Raw genomic sequence first — 14,413 nt, forward strand, 5'->3', positions numbered from 1 at the left:
GTCAGGACTCGAGCGCGGAGATCTCGCGGGACAGGTTGGCGCGTGCCGCGGGCTCCCAGTGCGCGCGGGCGTACGCCGTGTGGAACAGCGTCGGCTTGGCCAGCAGGTCACGGAGTACGGCGGCCCGTCCGGCTCGGAAGTCCGGCTCGGGCACGGTCGCGTACTCCCGTCGTACGCCGGCCACGTAGTCGGCGTACCGATCGGCGGGAGCGGCGAGGATGGCCAGGTCTGCGTCGCAGAGCACCTCGCCGTCGTGGTCGCCGGCCTCCGGCCGGTGGCGTTCGGTGAGCCGGACCAGACGGGCCACCTCGGCGACGTCGACGCCGGAACCCGCCAGCTCGTGCTCGGCGAGCACGGCGGAGCGCTCCTCGTTGTCGCCGGAGTCGTCGTAGACCGCGTCGTGGAACCACGCCGCCAGCACAACCTCGACGTTGTCGCTCGCGCCGAGCTCGTCGAGGCGGTCCAGCACCTCGGTCAGGTGGAGGAGGTCGTGGTAGCCGCGGTCGGTCGACCAGGCGGCGAGCAGTCGGTCCCGGAGCGCGGTGCGGTCCGGGAGTGGCCAGTGCAGGTCGGAGGTCATTCTTCGGCTGCCGGCTTGACCAGGAACGTCAGCGAGAGGCCGAGCACCAGCATCACCGCGCCGAGCACGCCGAGCACGACGCGCTCGCCCACGTCGGGCAGCTGCCAGCCGGTGGCGGCCAGGGCGACCGCGCAGACGGCGAGGACCAGGAGGACGGCGCCGGTCACGCGGGTCCGACGACTGGTGGGCCGATGGCGCCGGTCGGTCTGCAGCTCGGCGTCGGTGAGCACGACGCCCGCGCCGGCCAGCAGGGCGGCCCAGCGCTGGCTGGTGACCTCGACCGGCACGTCGTGGGCCCGGGCGTGCTCGACCACGGAGCGGGCGAAGTCGAGGTCGGGGGTGCCGGGCGCGCGGGTCGCGGCCGGGGCGACCACGTGGGTGGAGAGGGGCAACCAGGCTGGCTTCACCGGACCGCACACCCGGATCAGCAGGGCGGGCGGCGAGAGCGGCCCCGGCCGGAGATAGCGCCCGTAGCTGATCTCCCGGAACTCGACCGGGCTCCGCGGCGACCACGAGGCCTTGACCGGGATGCGCAGCCTCCAGCGCAGGCCCTCGGGGCCGACCGAGGCGCCACCGGTCGCGCCGGCCAGGAGGAAGAGGAGGGCCACGACGCCCATCCCCAGGGAGGACAGCACCGCCGGGTCGGTGACCGAGGGCCTCAGCGCGACGACGAGGACCGTCATCATGACGACCACGGTCAGCACCAGCACCTGCAGCAGGTCGGGACCGACGATCCGTGCCAGCACGGATCGTCGCAGCCCCGTGACCCGGTCAGTCCTCGTCACGGTTGTTGACGTGTGATCCACCGGCGATGATCGGCTTGGCGTACTGGTCGGCCTGCTCGGCCAGCTTGATGAGGCCCTGCGAGACGGCCCGGCCGGTGCGCGCACCGGCCTCGGCGCTGGCCAGCAGGACGCCGATCCTGGCGTAGATCTCGGCCACCTTGACCGAGGCGGCGGCGACCTTTTCCCCGAGTACGCCGTAGGTGATGGACGTCGAGATCGTCATCCAGGCCAGGAAGGCCGCGATGCTCGAGCCGAAGCTGACCCAGGACGCGGCGAGGGCGGCCAGGGCCTCGATGATCAGGGGCTGCAGCCAGCTCGCGATCACCCAGTAGCAGACCTCGCGCAGGGCGGCGACGACGGCGCCGATGCCGGTGATCCAGTAGGACATCGTCTGGGTCTCGCCGGCGACGCCACGCAGGATCGTGTCGTAGTCGGTGGCGGCCTTGAAGAACGTCTGGGCGGCCGGGCCGGTCCAGTTCGACATGCCGCTGACCAGGTCGTTGAAGGCATCGGCCGAGGTGCCCAGCTGGGTCGAGATGTTGTCCCAGGTCAGGGCAACGGCCTGGATCGCACCCGGGTCGCCGGCCAGCCGGTCCCAGAGGTCGCTGATCCACGGCACGTGCTCGAGCAGCCAGCCGACGCCGGCCGAGATCGCGGCGCCGAACGGGTCGACAACGGTGATGAGCACGTCGAGTCCGGCCGAGACGCCGTCGATGGTGAAGTCCATCGCGTCGCTGTCGGAGGTGAAGTCGCCGTAGAGGTTCGACATCGAGCTCAGGATGCCGGCGCCCTCGGCCCAGCCCTTGGACTCCTCGCCGACGATCAGGTCCTCAGCAGCCATAGGGACCACCCGGGTTCGGAACGTTCTCGACCTCGCCGTTCATCTTGTCGATCGCCTCCTGGAGGGCCGTCTCGGCTGCCTGGTAGGAGTTCGCGTTCGACTGGAGTCCCTGTGCGATCGAGTCGCCGACGTCGGCTGCGGTGCCGATCAGCTCGGTGTAGTTGTTCTGGGCACTGTTGAGGATCGGCAGCGCGGTGGGGTCGAAGATGACGCCGTAGATCAGCCCGCCCACCCCCACGGTCTCGGAGGCGTCCTTGCAGTCGCGGACCGGGCCGGCAACCGCCTCCACCTGCTTCGACTTCGCGGCGAGGGCCGTGTGGTCGACGTAGAACCCGCCCGACATCAGCGGTCGCCCTCTTCGTCCGCGTCGGGGTCGGGCGGCAGTGCCTCGCGCATCTTCCGCATCGCCTGGGTGTCCCTGCCGAGCGCCTGGCCCATGATCTCCGACGCCTGCTCGGCGGCCTGACGTGCGGCCGACGCGTAGGCCTGCATCACTGCCTCGCAGATCTGCACCGCGGTCATGTTCGACGCGGCCGAGCCCGGGCGGACGCTCTTGAGGATGCCGCCGCTGCCGGCGGTGACCGTGACGGCCTTGTTGCGCGAGGTCACCGAGACCTCGAGGGCGGAGATCTCCTCGCCGGCCACCTTGGCACGTGCCGCGGCTTCGGAGGCCTGCTTCATCATCGCCTGGATCGCCTGATCCGGCGGCAGGCCGGGTGGAACGGTCATGCATGCCTCCACGTGTGGTGTGCCGAGTGACGATCGGCCGTGGGCTCCCCGAGCGGGCGCCGACCAACATCGTAGTGACCCATCACTTCCCCGGTCGTGAAGTCTGAAACGTGAGGGTCGATGCTGGCCGGCGCCGCGCTCACCCGGATCGTCGCGCCGTGACCAGCAGGTACTCCCACTTCATCGTCGCGTCGGGTCGGTGGTGCCTGCGGCCCAGGTCAGCCAGGGCCTCGTCGAGCGCGGCCACCTTCACCGGATCGTCGGCGATCGCCCTGTAGACCGCGATCGTCGGGCCGTAGCGCTCCTTGAAGAACTCGCGGTAGCCCTCCGGGGTGGCGAACGCGTCGACGACGAGGTCGCGCCGCTCCGCACGTACGTCGTACACACCGTCGCCGAGCAGTGACGCAACGTGCTCCGGGTCGCCCCAGCGCGGGGGCGGGGTGGCACCGGCCGGCGGCGGGGGAGCGTAGGGCCTCATCGCGGCGAACATCTGGCCGATGAAGCCCTCCGGCGTCCAGGCGATGAGCCCGATCCGGCCGTCGGGACGGGTCACCCGCAGCAGCTCGGCGGCGGCCTTCTCGTGGAACGGCGCGAACATGATGCCGACGCAGGAGATCACGGCGTCGAACCGGCCGTCCGCGTAGGGCAGGTCCTCGGCGTCGGCGACCTCCCAGGTGAGCTCGAGTCCCTGGTCGGCGGCCTCCACCCGTCCGGCCTCGAGCAGCTCGGGGGTCAGGTCGCTGGCAACCACGGTGGCGCCGGTGCGGGCCGCGGGGATGGACGCGTTTCCGGAGCCGGCGGCGATGTCGAGCACCGTGTCGCGGGCGGTGATTCCGGTGGCGGCGACGAGGGTCTCGCCGAGGTCCGCGATCACGTCGGTGGCCACGGACGGGTAGTCGCCGAGCGCCCACATCGCCCGGTGCTTCGCCTTGAGGTCGGGGGTGACTGTCATGGTGTTCTCCTTGCTGGTCGGTGGTGCTTCCAGCGTCCGCGCGCGGTCGTCGTACGACCAGTCCCAGGTCTGAACCACCGAGGGTTCACGATCTGTACTGGTGCGGTGCCCGGAACGGCGGTGTACTGGTCGAGGGGGTTCGAGCACCGGGAGCCCAGATGACGTCGTACGGCCAGTTCTGTCCTGTCGCGAAGGCGATGGAGATCCTCGACGAGCGGTGGACGCTGCTCGTCGTCCGCGAGCTGCTGGCGGGCAGCACGCACTTCAACGAGCTGCGCCGGGGGAACCCGAAGATGTCGCCGGCGCTGCTCTCCAAGCGGCTGCGGACCCTCGAGCGGGTGGGCGTCGTACGGCGCACGGGTGACGCCGCGGGCCGCACCAGCTACCGGCTGACCGAGAGCGGTGAGGAGCTGCGCCCGATCGTGGAGGCGCTCGGTGCGTGGGGCGTGCGCTGGATCGGCGAGCTCGGCACCGAGGACCTCGACCCGCACCTGCTGATGTGGGACATCCGGCGCACCGTGGCGGTCGACGCGTGGCCGCGCGAGCGCACGGTGCTGGCCTTCGAGCTGGACGACGTCGCGCCGCGGGTGGCGCGATGGTGGCTGGTCGTGAGTGGCGCCGAGGCCGACGTCTGCGACTACGACCCGGGTTTCGACGTCGATGCCACGATCAGGGCTGGGCTGCGCACGTTGACCGAGATCTGGCGTGGCGACCGGGAGTGGGTCGACGCGCTGCGCTCCGGAGCCGCGTCGGTGACCGGTCCGACCTCCGTGGTGCGGCAGGTCCCGCGCTGGCTCGGCCAGATGCAGCTGGCGGCCGTGCCCCGGCCGGCCTGACCCGGTCATCGCACGGCAGGTCGTGGGCTGGGACTGTCCAGACGCGCCATCTTCTGGAATCCTTCTGGGCGGGAGGGTCGAGCGAAGGTGTGAGACCCATGAAGGCACAGATGTTCCGGCGGATCGGCCTCGCCGCCGCCGCCCTTGCGGTGGCGTTCCTGGGCACGCCGATGGCCAACGGTGGCGACCCAGCCGTGGCACGCACGAGTGTGCGCGCCGCCGTCGCGGCCGGGGCCTGTGGAGCCACGGTGCTCAAGCCGGACGGCCAGCCGTGGACCTGCACGTTCGTCGACACCTTCTCCACCAGTGCGTTGAACACCGACAAGTGGATCGTGCAGCGGACCGCGACCAGCAACTTCACCACGGGCGAGCCCGGCGGCGCGCGCGCGTGCTACCTCGACTCGCCGTCCACCGTGAGGGTGGCAGGCGGAAACCTGCGTCTGTCGGTGGTGCGGCAGGCGACCGCGTTCACCTGCAACGCGAGCAGTCCCTTCTCCACGAGGTACGCCGCCGGAATGGTCTCCACCCATGGTCGGTTCAGTCAGACCAACGGGCGCTTCGAGGTGCGGGCCCGCATTCCGGCGAGCCGACTCCAGGGCCTGCAGGAGACGCTGTGGCTGTGGCCGGTGAACCCCACGAAGTACGGCCCCCATCCGGACTCGGGGGAGATCGACTTCGCGGAGTTCTACAGCCTGCACCCCGACCACGTGATCCCGCGGATCCACTACAGCTATGACCCGGCGACGGTGAACCGGCTCACGAGCACCAACGTGGTGACGTCGTACAACTGCGTCATCGACCAGTCGGCGTACAACACCTACACGCTCGAGTGGGAGCCCGGCCGACTCACGATCCTGGTCAACGGCGGCGTGTGCCTGGTCGACAACTACCAGGCCGACAACACCACGGTGCCCTACGCGCCGTTCGACTCGCCGTTCATGGTCGCCCTCACCCAGGCCCTCGGCCACGGCACCAATGCCCTGCCCGCGGACGCACCGCTGCCGGCCACGACGTACGTCGACTACGTGAAGGTGTGGCGCTGACCGAGCCGAGACCAACTGGTCTGACCACTTGACCACCTGCCGTTCCGCGGCCTAGCGTTGCCGGCATGCCACTGCAACCGGTCAACCGCAGGTCCGTGCCCGACGAGGTGTTCGACCAGCTGGTCGGCGAGCTCACCGGCGGCGGGTTCGGCCCGGGCCAGAGCCTGCCCAGCGAACGACGCCTGGCCGAGGTGCTGGGCGTCTCGAGACCTGCGGTCCGGGAGGCGTTGCAGCGCCTGGCGCAGGCCGGGCTGGTCGACGTACGCCAGGGCGGCGCGACCACGGTCCGCGACTTCCGGCAGGTCGGCGGGCTGGAGCTGCTGCCCCGGTTGCTGTTCGCCGGCGGCAACCTCGACCTCTCCGTGGCGCGAAGCATCCTCGAGGCCCGGCTGCACGTGGGCCCACGGATCGCCGCGTTGGCGGCCGAGCGTGCGGGCGCGGGCCTGGCGGATGCGCTCGACGCCGCCGTGGCCGCACTTGCCGCCGAGAGCGACCCGGTCGCCCGCCAACGCTGCGCGCTCGTGTTCTGGGACCTCCTGGTCGACGGCGCGGAGTCGATCACCTTCCGGCTGATGTTCAACAGCATGCGTGCCGCCTACGAGCCGGCGCTCGAGGCGCTGGCGGTCGTGCTCTCATCCGAGGTCGACCGCATCGAGGCCTACCGCGCCGTCGCCAAGGCTGTCGTGGCCGGCAACGCGAGGCTCGCGGAGCGCCGGGCCGCCGCCCTGCTCGCGGTGGCGACCGATGCGGTCAATGCGGCCATCGACGACTTCGAGGGCGGCGTCGAATGAGCACGGACCGACCCGACGTGGCCGAACAGCGCCTGGCGGCCGACGAGGCGCGCGTCTCCCGCAGGCCGAAGGTCTCCCTCGGCTCGAGCTTCCGCGCGTTCTGGGCCCACCCCTCGCCGTGGATGGTCATGACCGTGCTCGTGGCCGGGGTGACCGCGCGCGCTCTCGTCGGGGACTGGCGCTGGAGTGACCTGTGGGCGCCGGTGGTGCTGGTCGCGCTCTTCCCGGTGCTCGAATGGCTGATCCACGTCTTCGTCCTGCACTGGCGCCCCCGGCGGGTGGCCGGCGTCACGGTCGACACCCTGCTGGCCCGCAAGCACCGTGAGCACCACGCCGACCCGCGTGACGTGCCGCTGGTCTTCATCCCGTGGCGTGCGCTGGTGTGGGTGATCGTCGGCTACCACGCGATCGCGCTGCTGGCGTTCCCGCGGCTGGGCCAGGCGCTCACGTTCACCGTCTCGGTCGCCGTCGTGGGGCTGGCCTACGAGTGGACCCACTACCTGATCCACAGCGACTACCGGCCGGTCTCGCGCGCCTACAAGGCGGTGTGGCGCAACCACCGGCTGCACCACTACCGCGACGAGCACTACTGGTTCACGGTCACCACCACGAACACGGCCGACCGCCTGTTCGGGACCTACCCGGACCCGGCGAGCGTGCCGGCGTCGGCGACCGCGAAGAACCTGCACGGCGACTCATGACTCCGAGCCGCCGCGCAGGTCCGGGTCAGCGGATCTTGACCAACGCTCCCGGACCGAAGACCGGGCCGACCGCGTAGATCGTCCCGTTCCTCGCCACGTCGGCGCCGCCGGGCATGATCAGCTTGTCCTTGGCGATCTCGGTGTGGTTGCCGCTCCGGCTGACCTTGAACAGGCCGCCGACCTCGGAGCCGGGAAGTCCGAGCTCCATGGCGAGCCAGCTCATCTTCGACAGGCTCACCGCGTAGACCGACCTGCTGTCGGCGGTGAGGTCCACGATCGACGTCAGGCCGTCGGCGTACCGCGTGCAGGTGCCTGCGTCGGGCACCTCCGGGTCGCACACCGCGTCGAGCGAGCCCGGCTTGATCCGCCAGATCTGCGAGGTGCCGGGGTTGGCCGGGAAGCCGCGCAGCTCGCCGACGTACCAGTAACCGTCCGGTCCGACCGTGACCGACGTGGGCACGGCCTCCGAGTTGATCGGGGTGCCGGCCGGCGGCAGGCCGGTGGGGTTGCCCTCCATGTCGACGTCGGGGAGGCCCTCGGGCACCTCGACCATGCGCGGCCTGAACCGGGCCACCGTCTTGACGGTGCCGTCCGGCCAGACCCGGAGCAGGTCGTTGCCGCCGGCGTCGGCGACCAGGACCGTGCCGTCCTTGAGGGCGAGCACGCCGTACGGGTTGGTGTCTGTGGGCACGCCTTCCTGGTCGTCGGGGTCGGGGTCGGTGGCCTGATGGCCCTTGATGTCCGCGAACGGCTGCAGCTCACCGTGACGCAGCTTGTAGAGCGTGGCCGCACCGGGCGGCAGCTCCTCGGCCGCCCCGCCGCCACCGGTGAGGAAGTAGAACCTGCCCCGCGACTGCGAGGCGTCCGACGCGAACCCTGCGGCCTCGTCGATCCCGCCGAGCCGGATCACCCGGGCCGGTCGGTTGCGGCGCTCGACGACGAGGCTGAAGCTGCCGTCGTCCTCGGTCACCAGGGTGATTCCCGGTCTGATCGACTCGACGCCACGAGGCCCCGAGAGGTCGACCACGGTGGAGATCCTGTCGTGCCGGTGTCCGGCTTGGGCCGGTGTCACGCCGGCAGCGACGAGTGCGACCACTCCCAGGCCCACCGCCGCGGTTCGTGCTTTCGAGTGAAGCATTGAGGCCTCCCAGCCTTGTCTTCCCGCCGCGCACCCAGACAAGCAGCAGGAGTCCGGGCTGTCATCGGCCAACTTGGGGAACTCGGCGTATCGCGGGACGTGGGTGTGGAACCCGGGCGCCGGGGCGGGTGAGACAATCAGTGCATGTCCGAGACCAAGCCCGTCAAGCGCGCCAAGCACCTGATGGACCCGAACAACCCGCGTCCGTCCGTTCGCAAGGACGCGATGCACGTCTCGCACGTGCAGAAGTGGGTCATGTCGGTGCTCGCGGTGACCACGATCCTGCACCTCGTGGTCGGACTTGTCCTCGCCGCCGCGATGGTCGAGGACGACCGCCTCGACGCCCAGATCGGCCTGCTGGTCATCGCCGGAATCTTCGGCGTCCTCTCGGTCGCCGTCGGCCGGGTCATCCACCAGCGCTCGATGCTCACGCCCTGGTTGCTGCTCGGTCCCGTCCCGGCCCTGATCGGCGCCTGGTTCGTCCTCTGACCCGTCGCCAGTTCCTGTCGACCCGTCGCCAGTTCTGGCGCATGGCGTGAACTCACGACGGGTCGATCGGAACTCACGACGGGTCGATTGGTATTGACGACGGGTCGATCGGAACTCACGACGGGTCGGCGAGGGCGGCAGCTGCTTCGTCGATGATCGCCTGCATGGCCGTGCGGGCGTCGTCCGCGTCACCGGTGCGGATCGCGTTCGCCACCCGCTCGTGCAGCGCGACGGCGTCAGCTCGCGGGGTGGCGGGCATGAGGTGGTGGTGGGTCCGGCCGGCCAGCACCTCGGCGACGACGTCCCCGAGGGCGCGCAGCATCTCGTTGCCCGAGGCCTCGAGCATCGTGCGGTGGAAGATCGTGTCGGCGACCAGGTAGGCCTCCAGGTCACCCGAGTGCCGGTGGGCCACCATGTCCATCACCGCGCCGGAGAGCGCCGAGCACTGCTCCGGCGACGCACGTTCGGCGGCCAGGGCAGCGGCCACCGGCTCGACGCCCGAGCGCAGCTCGCTCAGTGAGAGCAGCTGGTTCGTGCGATCGTCGCCGGCCAGGCGCCAGCGGATCACGCGCGGATCGAAGACGTGCCAGTTGTCGCGGGGGCAGACGGTCACGCCGACGCGGCGGCGAGAGGTGACCAGCCCCATCGACTGGAGCACCCGCACCGCCTCGCGGGAGACCGAGCGCGACACGGCGTACTCGGTGTCGACGGAGTCGAGGGTCAGCACCTGCCCGGGGGTGAGGTCGCCGGAGACGATGCGCAGGCCGAGGGCCTCCAGCACCGTGGAGTGCAGGCCGCCCGGGTCGTCCATGGTCATCCCCAAAGATCAGATTTAATGCCACAAGGTCTTGATAAGAGCAGATCAATCGTTGCATGCTGTGACGCGGGGCACAACACGTCCCCACGAATTCGGACCCGCGGGAGGAACCGCAGATGAGCACAGACCGGAAACCACTGCTGGTGGTGATGGGCATCTCCGGGTCGGGGAAGTCCGTGGTGGGCGCGGCCCTGGCGCAAAGGATTCGGGTCCCGTTCGTCGACGCCGACGACCTGCACCCGGCGGCCAACATCGCCAAGATGTCCGCGGGTCACCCCCTCGACGACCGCGACCGGCACCCGTGGCTGGAGACGATCGGCGCGTGGCTGGCCGAGCATGAGTCGGGCGGTGGCGTGGTGGCCTGCTCGGCCCTGAAGCGCAAGTACCGCGACCAACTGCGCCACCACAGTCACCGGGTCGGCTTCGTGCACCTCGACGGCAAGCGCGACGTCATCGCCGCCCGGCAGGCCAGTCGCCCGGGCCACTTCATGCCGGCCTCGCTGCTCACCTCGCAGCTGCAGACCCTCGAACGCCTCAGCCCCGACGAGGGCGGCCTCGTCATCGACATCGACCAGAGCATCGACGCCATCGTCCAGGAGTACGTCGACCAGACCGGGAGCACCCGATGAACCTGATCCTTCCCCTCGCCACCGACGACATCATCGAGCCGGTCGCCTCGTCGGGCCAGCTGATGGCCGCCACCGGCCTCGGCATCGCGGTGATCGTCGTGCTGATCACCTGGGCCAAGCTGCACCCCTTCCTGTCCCTGACCTTCGGCGGGCTCACCGTCGGCATCGTGGCCGGCGTACCCCTCGCCGACGGCATCGCGAGCTTCACCAAGGGCTTCGGCGAGACAACTGCCGGCGTCGGCACGCTGATCGCGCTGGGCGCGATCTTCGGCAAGCTGCTCGCCGACTCGGGTGGTGCCGACCAGATCGTCGACACGATCATCGGCCGGGCCTCGACGCGGGCCCTGCCGTGGGCGATGGCCGGAGTCGGCGCGATCATCGGGCTGCCGATGTTCTTCGAGATCGGCCTCGTGCTCCTGATGCCGGTGATCTACCTCGTGGCGCGGCGGGCGCAGCTGTCCCTGATCGCGGTCGGAATCCCTGCCCTGGCTGGCCTCTCGGCCATGCACGGCCTCGTGCCCCCGCACCCCGGACCGCTGACCGCCATCAACTACCTTGACGCCGACCTGGGCATCACCCTGGCCTTCGGTGTCGCGATCGCCATCCCGACCGTGGTCCTGGCCGGACCTGTCTTCGCGAAGGTGGCCGACCGCTGGGTGGGCGACGTGTTCGTGCCCGAGGGCCGCTTCGGTGACAGTGACGACGCGGACGCCGGCGCCGGCATCGCCGACCACCGTCCGAGCTTCGCGCTGACGCTCTTCTCGGTGCTGCTCCCGGTCGTGCTGATGATGGCCCGCGCCCTGGCCGAGATCATCATCAACGACGAGTCGAACGCCGTGCAGAAGGTGCTCGACGCGCTCGGCACGCCGATCGTGGCCCTCCTGATCGCCGTCATCGTCGGCATGTTCACCCTGGGGCGTGCGTCGGGGATGAGCCGCGACCAGATCTCGAAGTCGGTCGAGAGCTCGCTTCCCGGCATCGCCGGCATCGTGCTGATCGTGGCCGCGGGAGGCGGCTTCAAGACCTCGCTCGTGGACACCGGCGTCGGCACCCTGGTCGCCCGGTGGGTGGCCGACAGCGGTGTCTCGGTGCTGCTGCTGGCCTGGTTCGTCGCCGTACTGATCCGCCTGGCCACCGGCTCGGCGACCGTCGCGACGGTGACCGCGGCCGGCCTGCTGACCCCGCTGACGGCCGGGCTGTCCCAGCCGGAGGTCTCCCTGATGGTGCTGGCGATCGGCTCCGGGTCGGTGTTCTTCTCCCACGTCAACGACGCCGGGTTCTGGCTGGTGAAGGAGTACTTCGGGATGTCCGTCACGCAGACCCTCAAGTCGTGGTCCCTCATGGAGACGCTGCTCTCGGTGACCGGCCTGGTCTTCGTGCTTGCCCTCGGCCTGGTCGTCTGAGCGGTGCTCCTGGTGAGGGAACCGTTCCGGAGCCCCTATCGTCGGATCACCATGATGCGTTCACTTGTTGCTCGACGGACCAGCCTCCTGCTCGCCGTGCCGACCACCCTGCTCGCGCTCACCCTCGGCGCCTGCGGCTCGGAGTCGGACGGCGACGATGACACCCGCGCGGAGGACACGACACAGACGACTCCCTCCACCGGCCCGGGCAGTACGTCGCCCAGTCCGTCAACGGGTGGGGGAGGCGTCGACTTCGACGAGGTGGCGATCCTGCACGCCACCGCTGCCGGGGGTGAGACGAGCGCGGCGCCCGTCGTACTCGACTCGGACGCCGCGGTGGCCGACTTCGTGGCCCCGTTCACCCGGGGCGACCTGGGCCAGCAGGTGCAGACGACGTACGACGCGACGAAGGTTCCCGACGGCCGGACGATGGTCGGCAGCGTCATCTCGATCGGCTGTGACGTGCCCCCCGGGGTGACCGTCAGCGCCGCCGACAGCCTCACGATCACCCCGAAGAAGGTGGCCTCACCGCTGCCCGAGTGCCTCGCCCCGGTGACCACCGTGGCGCTGGTGCTGGTCGACTCCGACGCGGTCACCTGAGACCGACGATCGGGCGCCCAGCGCGCGATGCGGCAGAATGAGTGCCGATGACCCCTGACTACGCACTGCCCGAAGACAACCGTTTCGAGAGCGATCCCGAGGAGGTTCTTCCCGATGACCCCGGTCTGCCGGTGGGTTGGGAGGCGGGAATCCCCGACCCGGACAACTCCGAGGACGTGCTCCGGCTCACCGAGTTGCTGCGCGCCCACGAGGACTCCGGCCGCGGCTGGGCCGGTGCCTCCGAGGACGACGTCCTGGTCGAGGTCTCCGAGCACGGGCTGCGCATGCGCGAGAACCTCGTCATCCGTGACAAGTCCGGCACGATCCGCGCCTGGGCCAGCGTGCACGACCGTTCGCTCAACCGCATGCTCTACGTCCACATCCTCGACCGGTCGCTCTCGCCCGGCGCGGCAGAGCGCTGCTCCGACGTGCTCTTCACCTGGGCCGAGGGCCAGGCGCGCGAGGTCGGCGCGGCCCGTGGGCTCGACGTGCAACAGATCGACACGGGAGCCTTCGCCGACGACGAGCGCCAGCACAAGATGCTCGAGGAGGCGAACTTCAACCGGGTCCGCACCTGGTGGCAGATGAGCCGCCCGGTCACCGCCGACGAGGCCGGCCTGGTGCCCGATCCCGAGCACTGGGAGCGCAAGGGCGTGGTCTTCCGGCAGGTGCGTCGCGAGGGCGGCGGCATGCCCGACGTCAACGATCTGAGGGCCGTGCACGAGATTCTCGAGAGCGCCTTCACCGACCACTTCAACTCCTCCGAGGAGACCTTCGCGGAGTTCGTGCACCGGGTGCGTGAGGACCCGGGCCACCGTTGGGACCACTGGTGGCTGGCCGAGATCGTCGACGGCGAGGGAGAGCCCGAACCGGCCGGTGCGCTGGTCGGCACGGTGTCGGAGAGCTCGACCGGACCCGACGGCTCCTACGTGTCCTACCTCGGCGTGCTCGAGTCCGCCCGCGGCCGCGGAGTGGCCAAGGGGCTGCTCAAGACGATCATCGCCGACGCCGCGGCGAGGGGTCGCGACCGTGTCGGCCTCGAGGTCGACGCCGACTCCTCGACCGGCGCCGACCAGCTGTACGTCGGCATGGGCTGGAAGACGAAATACGTCACCGAGTCGTGGCACAAGGACATCCCTGTCACGTCATGAGCGGGTGCTAGCGTCCCCGGCATGCCTGCACCTGCGTTCGACCAGCTCCGCGCCCGGGCCCGTGCCCGGCTCGGTCCCCGACTACGCACCCTGACCGCCCGCGGTGACACACCGACGTGCCTGGTCTGCGGCTCGAAGAAGTACGTCGAGCGCACGGTGGCCTACACGCGTGAGCCGGCGAAGACGTGCGACGTACGCGTCTGCCAGCACTGCGGGTTCGTGCACATGCCGGGCCACATCGAGAGCCGCTACGCAGCCAAGACCGACATCGAGCAGCTGCCGGCCGGTCACGGGCGCCTCGGCGACCTCGAGGTGCCCGGGCGCGAGTTCCACATGGTCAAGATGGGCGTCGACATCCTCGGCGGCACCGGCCACGAGGCGCTGATCTTCGGCGCCGGGCGCAGCATGGACAACCACCACGTGGCCAAGCTTCCCGAGGTCGAGCGCGTGGCGATCAGCGACATCATGAAGGTGCGCGACGACGCCGAGTTCATCGACGCCAACGACCCGCCGAAGCGCAAGTTCTCCGTGGTCGTGGCCAGTGAGGTGATCGAGCACTTCCGCGACCCGCACGAGGACTTCGCCCGGCTGCTCGGGCTCGTGCGGCGCGACGGGCTGCTGATCTGCGGCACCAACATCCACGACGGCGGCAAGCTCGCGGCCGACCGCTACATCTTCTATCCCGACCACACGTCGTACTACTCGCCGCAGGCGCTGCGGCTGGTGGCCGACCGGGCCGGCGTGCACCTCGACTTCCGCGCGCCGCTCGTGGGCCAGGCGATGCGCAAGCGCTACGTGATCATGAGTCGTTCGTCGCGCGCGATGACCAGGGTGGCCGACTACTTCGGCCGCGAGGTCTACGCGCCGTCCGAGCTGGCCCGCCCACCGCAGCCGGTGCCGCAGCGCAGCCACCAGGCCTGGCGCTAGC

The 14,413-nt window shown here is 70.4% G+C and carries 18 protein-coding genes; 10 read left to right on the forward strand and 8 right to left on the reverse strand.

Translation table 11 applies throughout. The annotated features are described in order from the left end of the window. Position 1: 1 nt before the first annotated feature. The 6 genes from ASD66_RS19860 to ASD66_RS19885 form a co-directional block, all read right to left on the reverse strand. Positions 2-580, reverse strand: coding sequence for a hypothetical protein (locus ASD66_RS19860; protein WP_056685640.1), 579 nt, complete (start codon positions 578-580; stop codon positions 2-4). Then, positions 577-1,326: a hypothetical protein gene (locus ASD66_RS24575; protein ID WP_056891993.1), complete on the reverse strand. Its 750-nt coding sequence runs from the start codon at positions 1,324-1,326 to the stop codon at positions 577-579. Before ASD66_RS24575 ends, ASD66_RS19860 begins: the two co-directional genes overlap by 4 nt. Before the next feature lie 25 nt (positions 1,327-1,351). Continuing rightward, the gene (locus ASD66_RS19870) at positions 1,352-2,206 is read right to left on the reverse strand and encodes a PPE domain-containing protein (protein WP_056891994.1); all 855 of its coding nucleotides are present in this window, start codon (positions 2,204-2,206) and stop codon (positions 1,352-1,354) included. Then, positions 2,196-2,549 (reverse strand): type VII secretion target, encoded by a 354-nt coding sequence (locus ASD66_RS19875; protein WP_056891995.1) that lies wholly within the window; start codon positions 2,547-2,549, stop codon positions 2,196-2,198. Before ASD66_RS19875 ends, ASD66_RS19870 begins: the two co-directional genes overlap by 11 nt. Beyond that, the gene (locus ASD66_RS19880) at positions 2,549-2,935 is read right to left on the reverse strand and encodes a YbaB/EbfC family nucleoid-associated protein (protein WP_056685651.1); all 387 of its coding nucleotides are present in this window, start codon (positions 2,933-2,935) and stop codon (positions 2,549-2,551) included. Before ASD66_RS19880 ends, ASD66_RS19875 begins: the two co-directional genes overlap by 1 nt. Positions 2,936-3,074: 139 nt before the next feature. Beyond that, positions 3,075-3,887 carry a class I SAM-dependent methyltransferase gene (locus ASD66_RS19885; protein ID WP_056892343.1) on the reverse strand — a complete coding sequence of 271 codons (813 nt, stop codon included), beginning with the start codon at positions 3,885-3,887 and terminating at the stop codon, positions 3,075-3,077. A 158-nt stretch (positions 3,888-4,045) separates the two neighbouring features. Here ASD66_RS19885 and ASD66_RS19890 point away from each other — a divergent pair, with 158 nt between their 5' ends. From ASD66_RS19890 to ASD66_RS19905, 4 genes are all read left to right on the forward strand, one after another. Further along, on the forward strand, positions 4,046-4,723 hold the full coding sequence (locus tag ASD66_RS19890; RefSeq protein ID WP_056891996.1) for a winged helix-turn-helix transcriptional regulator: 678 nt from the start codon (positions 4,046-4,048) through the stop codon (positions 4,721-4,723). Between the two features lie 98 nt (positions 4,724-4,821). Further along, the gene (locus ASD66_RS19895; RefSeq protein ID WP_056891997.1) at positions 4,822-5,766 is read left to right on the forward strand and encodes a family 16 glycosylhydrolase; all 945 of its coding nucleotides are present in this window, start codon (positions 4,822-4,824) and stop codon (positions 5,764-5,766) included. Positions 5,767-5,831: 65 nt separating this feature from the next. Further along, positions 5,832-6,557 carry a FadR/GntR family transcriptional regulator gene (locus tag ASD66_RS19900; protein WP_056891998.1) on the forward strand — a complete coding sequence of 242 codons (726 nt, stop codon included), beginning with the start codon at positions 5,832-5,834 and terminating at the stop codon, positions 6,555-6,557. After that, a complete protein-coding gene (locus ASD66_RS19905) occupies positions 6,554-7,258 on the forward strand; it encodes a sterol desaturase family protein (protein ID WP_056891999.1) in 705 nt (234 codons plus the stop codon). Before ASD66_RS19900 ends, ASD66_RS19905 begins: the two co-directional genes overlap by 4 nt. 25 nt (positions 7,259-7,283) lie before the next feature. Here the strand turns inward: ASD66_RS19905 and ASD66_RS19910 are convergent, their stop codons facing one another. Next, positions 7,284-8,396, reverse strand: a complete 1,113-nt coding sequence (locus ASD66_RS19910; protein WP_156388809.1) for a ScyD/ScyE family protein — start codon at positions 8,394-8,396, stop codon at positions 7,284-7,286. A 144-nt stretch (positions 8,397-8,540) separates the two neighbouring features. Here ASD66_RS19910 and ASD66_RS19915 point away from each other — a divergent pair, with 144 nt between their 5' ends. Beyond that, positions 8,541-8,885, forward strand: coding sequence for a hypothetical protein (locus ASD66_RS19915; RefSeq protein ID WP_056685692.1), 345 nt, complete (start codon positions 8,541-8,543; stop codon positions 8,883-8,885). 115 nt (positions 8,886-9,000) lie between these two features. On the opposite strand, the gene ASD66_RS19920 is transcribed toward ASD66_RS19915, so the two are convergent. Next, positions 9,001-9,696: a FadR/GntR family transcriptional regulator gene (locus ASD66_RS19920; protein WP_235530173.1), complete on the reverse strand. Its 696-nt coding sequence runs from the start codon at positions 9,694-9,696 to the stop codon at positions 9,001-9,003. 122 nt (positions 9,697-9,818) lie between these two features. Between ASD66_RS19920 and ASD66_RS19925 the strand changes: the two genes are divergently transcribed. From ASD66_RS19925 to ASD66_RS19945, 5 genes are read left to right on the forward strand one after another with little or no spacing between them, the layout of a single operon-like run. Continuing rightward, entirely contained in the window at positions 9,819-10,331 is a 513-nt protein-coding gene (locus tag ASD66_RS19925) for a gluconokinase (RefSeq protein WP_056685697.1), read from the forward strand. After that, positions 10,328-11,734 carry a GntP family permease gene (locus ASD66_RS19930; protein ID WP_056892002.1) on the forward strand — a complete coding sequence of 469 codons (1,407 nt, stop codon included), beginning with the start codon at positions 10,328-10,330 and terminating at the stop codon, positions 11,732-11,734. The genes ASD66_RS19925 and ASD66_RS19930 overlap by 4 nt, the downstream gene beginning before the upstream one ends. Before the next feature lie 51 nt (positions 11,735-11,785). After that, complete coding sequence (locus tag ASD66_RS19935; RefSeq protein WP_156388810.1) at positions 11,786-12,334, forward strand: hypothetical protein; 549 nt, start codon at positions 11,786-11,788, stop codon at positions 12,332-12,334. A gap of 47 nt (positions 12,335-12,381) precedes the next feature. Further along, positions 12,382-13,485 carry a GNAT family N-acetyltransferase gene (locus ASD66_RS19940; RefSeq protein ID WP_082564006.1) on the forward strand — a complete coding sequence of 368 codons (1,104 nt, stop codon included), beginning with the start codon at positions 12,382-12,384 and terminating at the stop codon, positions 13,483-13,485. Positions 13,486-13,506: 21 nt separating this feature from the next. Then, the gene (locus tag ASD66_RS19945; protein WP_056892004.1) at positions 13,507-14,412 is read left to right on the forward strand and encodes a methyltransferase domain-containing protein; all 906 of its coding nucleotides are present in this window, start codon (positions 13,507-13,509) and stop codon (positions 14,410-14,412) included. The last annotated feature ends 1 nt before the right edge of the window (position 14,413 follow it).

Source organism: Nocardioides sp. Root151, assembly GCF_001427925.1.
GTDB lineage: Bacteria > Actinomycetota > Actinomycetes > Propionibacteriales > Nocardioidaceae > Nocardioides.

Excerpts from the sequence above, each read along its gene's own strand:
- ASD66_RS19860 (WP_056685640.1), bottom strand. The coding sequence starts at position 580 with ATGACCTCCGACCTGCACTGGCCACTCCCGGACCGCACCGCGCTCCGG.
- ASD66_RS19870 (WP_056891994.1), bottom strand. The coding sequence starts at position 2,206 with ATGGCTGCTGAGGACCTGATCGTCGGCGAGGAGTCCAAGGGCTGGGCC.
- ASD66_RS19875 (WP_056891995.1), bottom strand. The coding sequence starts at position 2,549 with ATGTCGGGCGGGTTCTACGTCGACCACACGGCCCTCGCCGCGAAGTCG.
- ASD66_RS19880 (WP_056685651.1), bottom strand. The coding sequence starts at position 2,935 with ATGACCGTTCCACCCGGCCTGCCGCCGGATCAGGCGATCCAGGCGATG.
- ASD66_RS19885 (WP_056892343.1), bottom strand. The coding sequence starts at position 3,887 with ATGACAGTCACCCCCGACCTCAAGGCGAAGCACCGGGCGATGTGGGCG.
- ASD66_RS19890 (WP_056891996.1), top strand. The coding sequence starts at position 4,046 with ATGACGTCGTACGGCCAGTTCTGTCCTGTCGCGAAGGCGATGGAGATC.
- ASD66_RS19895 (WP_056891997.1), top strand. The coding sequence starts at position 4,822 with ATGAAGGCACAGATGTTCCGGCGGATCGGCCTCGCCGCCGCCGCCCTT.
- ASD66_RS19900 (WP_056891998.1), top strand. The coding sequence starts at position 5,832 with ATGCCACTGCAACCGGTCAACCGCAGGTCCGTGCCCGACGAGGTGTTC.
- ASD66_RS19905 (WP_056891999.1), top strand. The coding sequence starts at position 6,554 with ATGAGCACGGACCGACCCGACGTGGCCGAACAGCGCCTGGCGGCCGAC.
- ASD66_RS19910 (WP_156388809.1), bottom strand. The coding sequence starts at position 8,396 with ATGCTTCACTCGAAAGCACGAACCGCGGCGGTGGGCCTGGGAGTGGTC.
- ASD66_RS19915 (WP_056685692.1), top strand. The coding sequence starts at position 8,541 with ATGTCCGAGACCAAGCCCGTCAAGCGCGCCAAGCACCTGATGGACCCG.
- ASD66_RS19920 (WP_235530173.1), bottom strand. The coding sequence starts at position 9,696 with ATGGACGACCCGGGCGGCCTGCACTCCACGGTGCTGGAGGCCCTCGGC.
- ASD66_RS19925 (WP_056685697.1), top strand. The coding sequence starts at position 9,819 with ATGAGCACAGACCGGAAACCACTGCTGGTGGTGATGGGCATCTCCGGG.
- ASD66_RS19930 (WP_056892002.1), top strand. The coding sequence starts at position 10,328 with ATGAACCTGATCCTTCCCCTCGCCACCGACGACATCATCGAGCCGGTC.
- ASD66_RS19935 (WP_156388810.1), top strand. The coding sequence starts at position 11,786 with ATGATGCGTTCACTTGTTGCTCGACGGACCAGCCTCCTGCTCGCCGTG.
- ASD66_RS19940 (WP_082564006.1), top strand. The coding sequence starts at position 12,382 with ATGACCCCTGACTACGCACTGCCCGAAGACAACCGTTTCGAGAGCGAT.
- ASD66_RS19945 (WP_056892004.1), top strand. The coding sequence starts at position 13,507 with ATGCCTGCACCTGCGTTCGACCAGCTCCGCGCCCGGGCCCGTGCCCGG.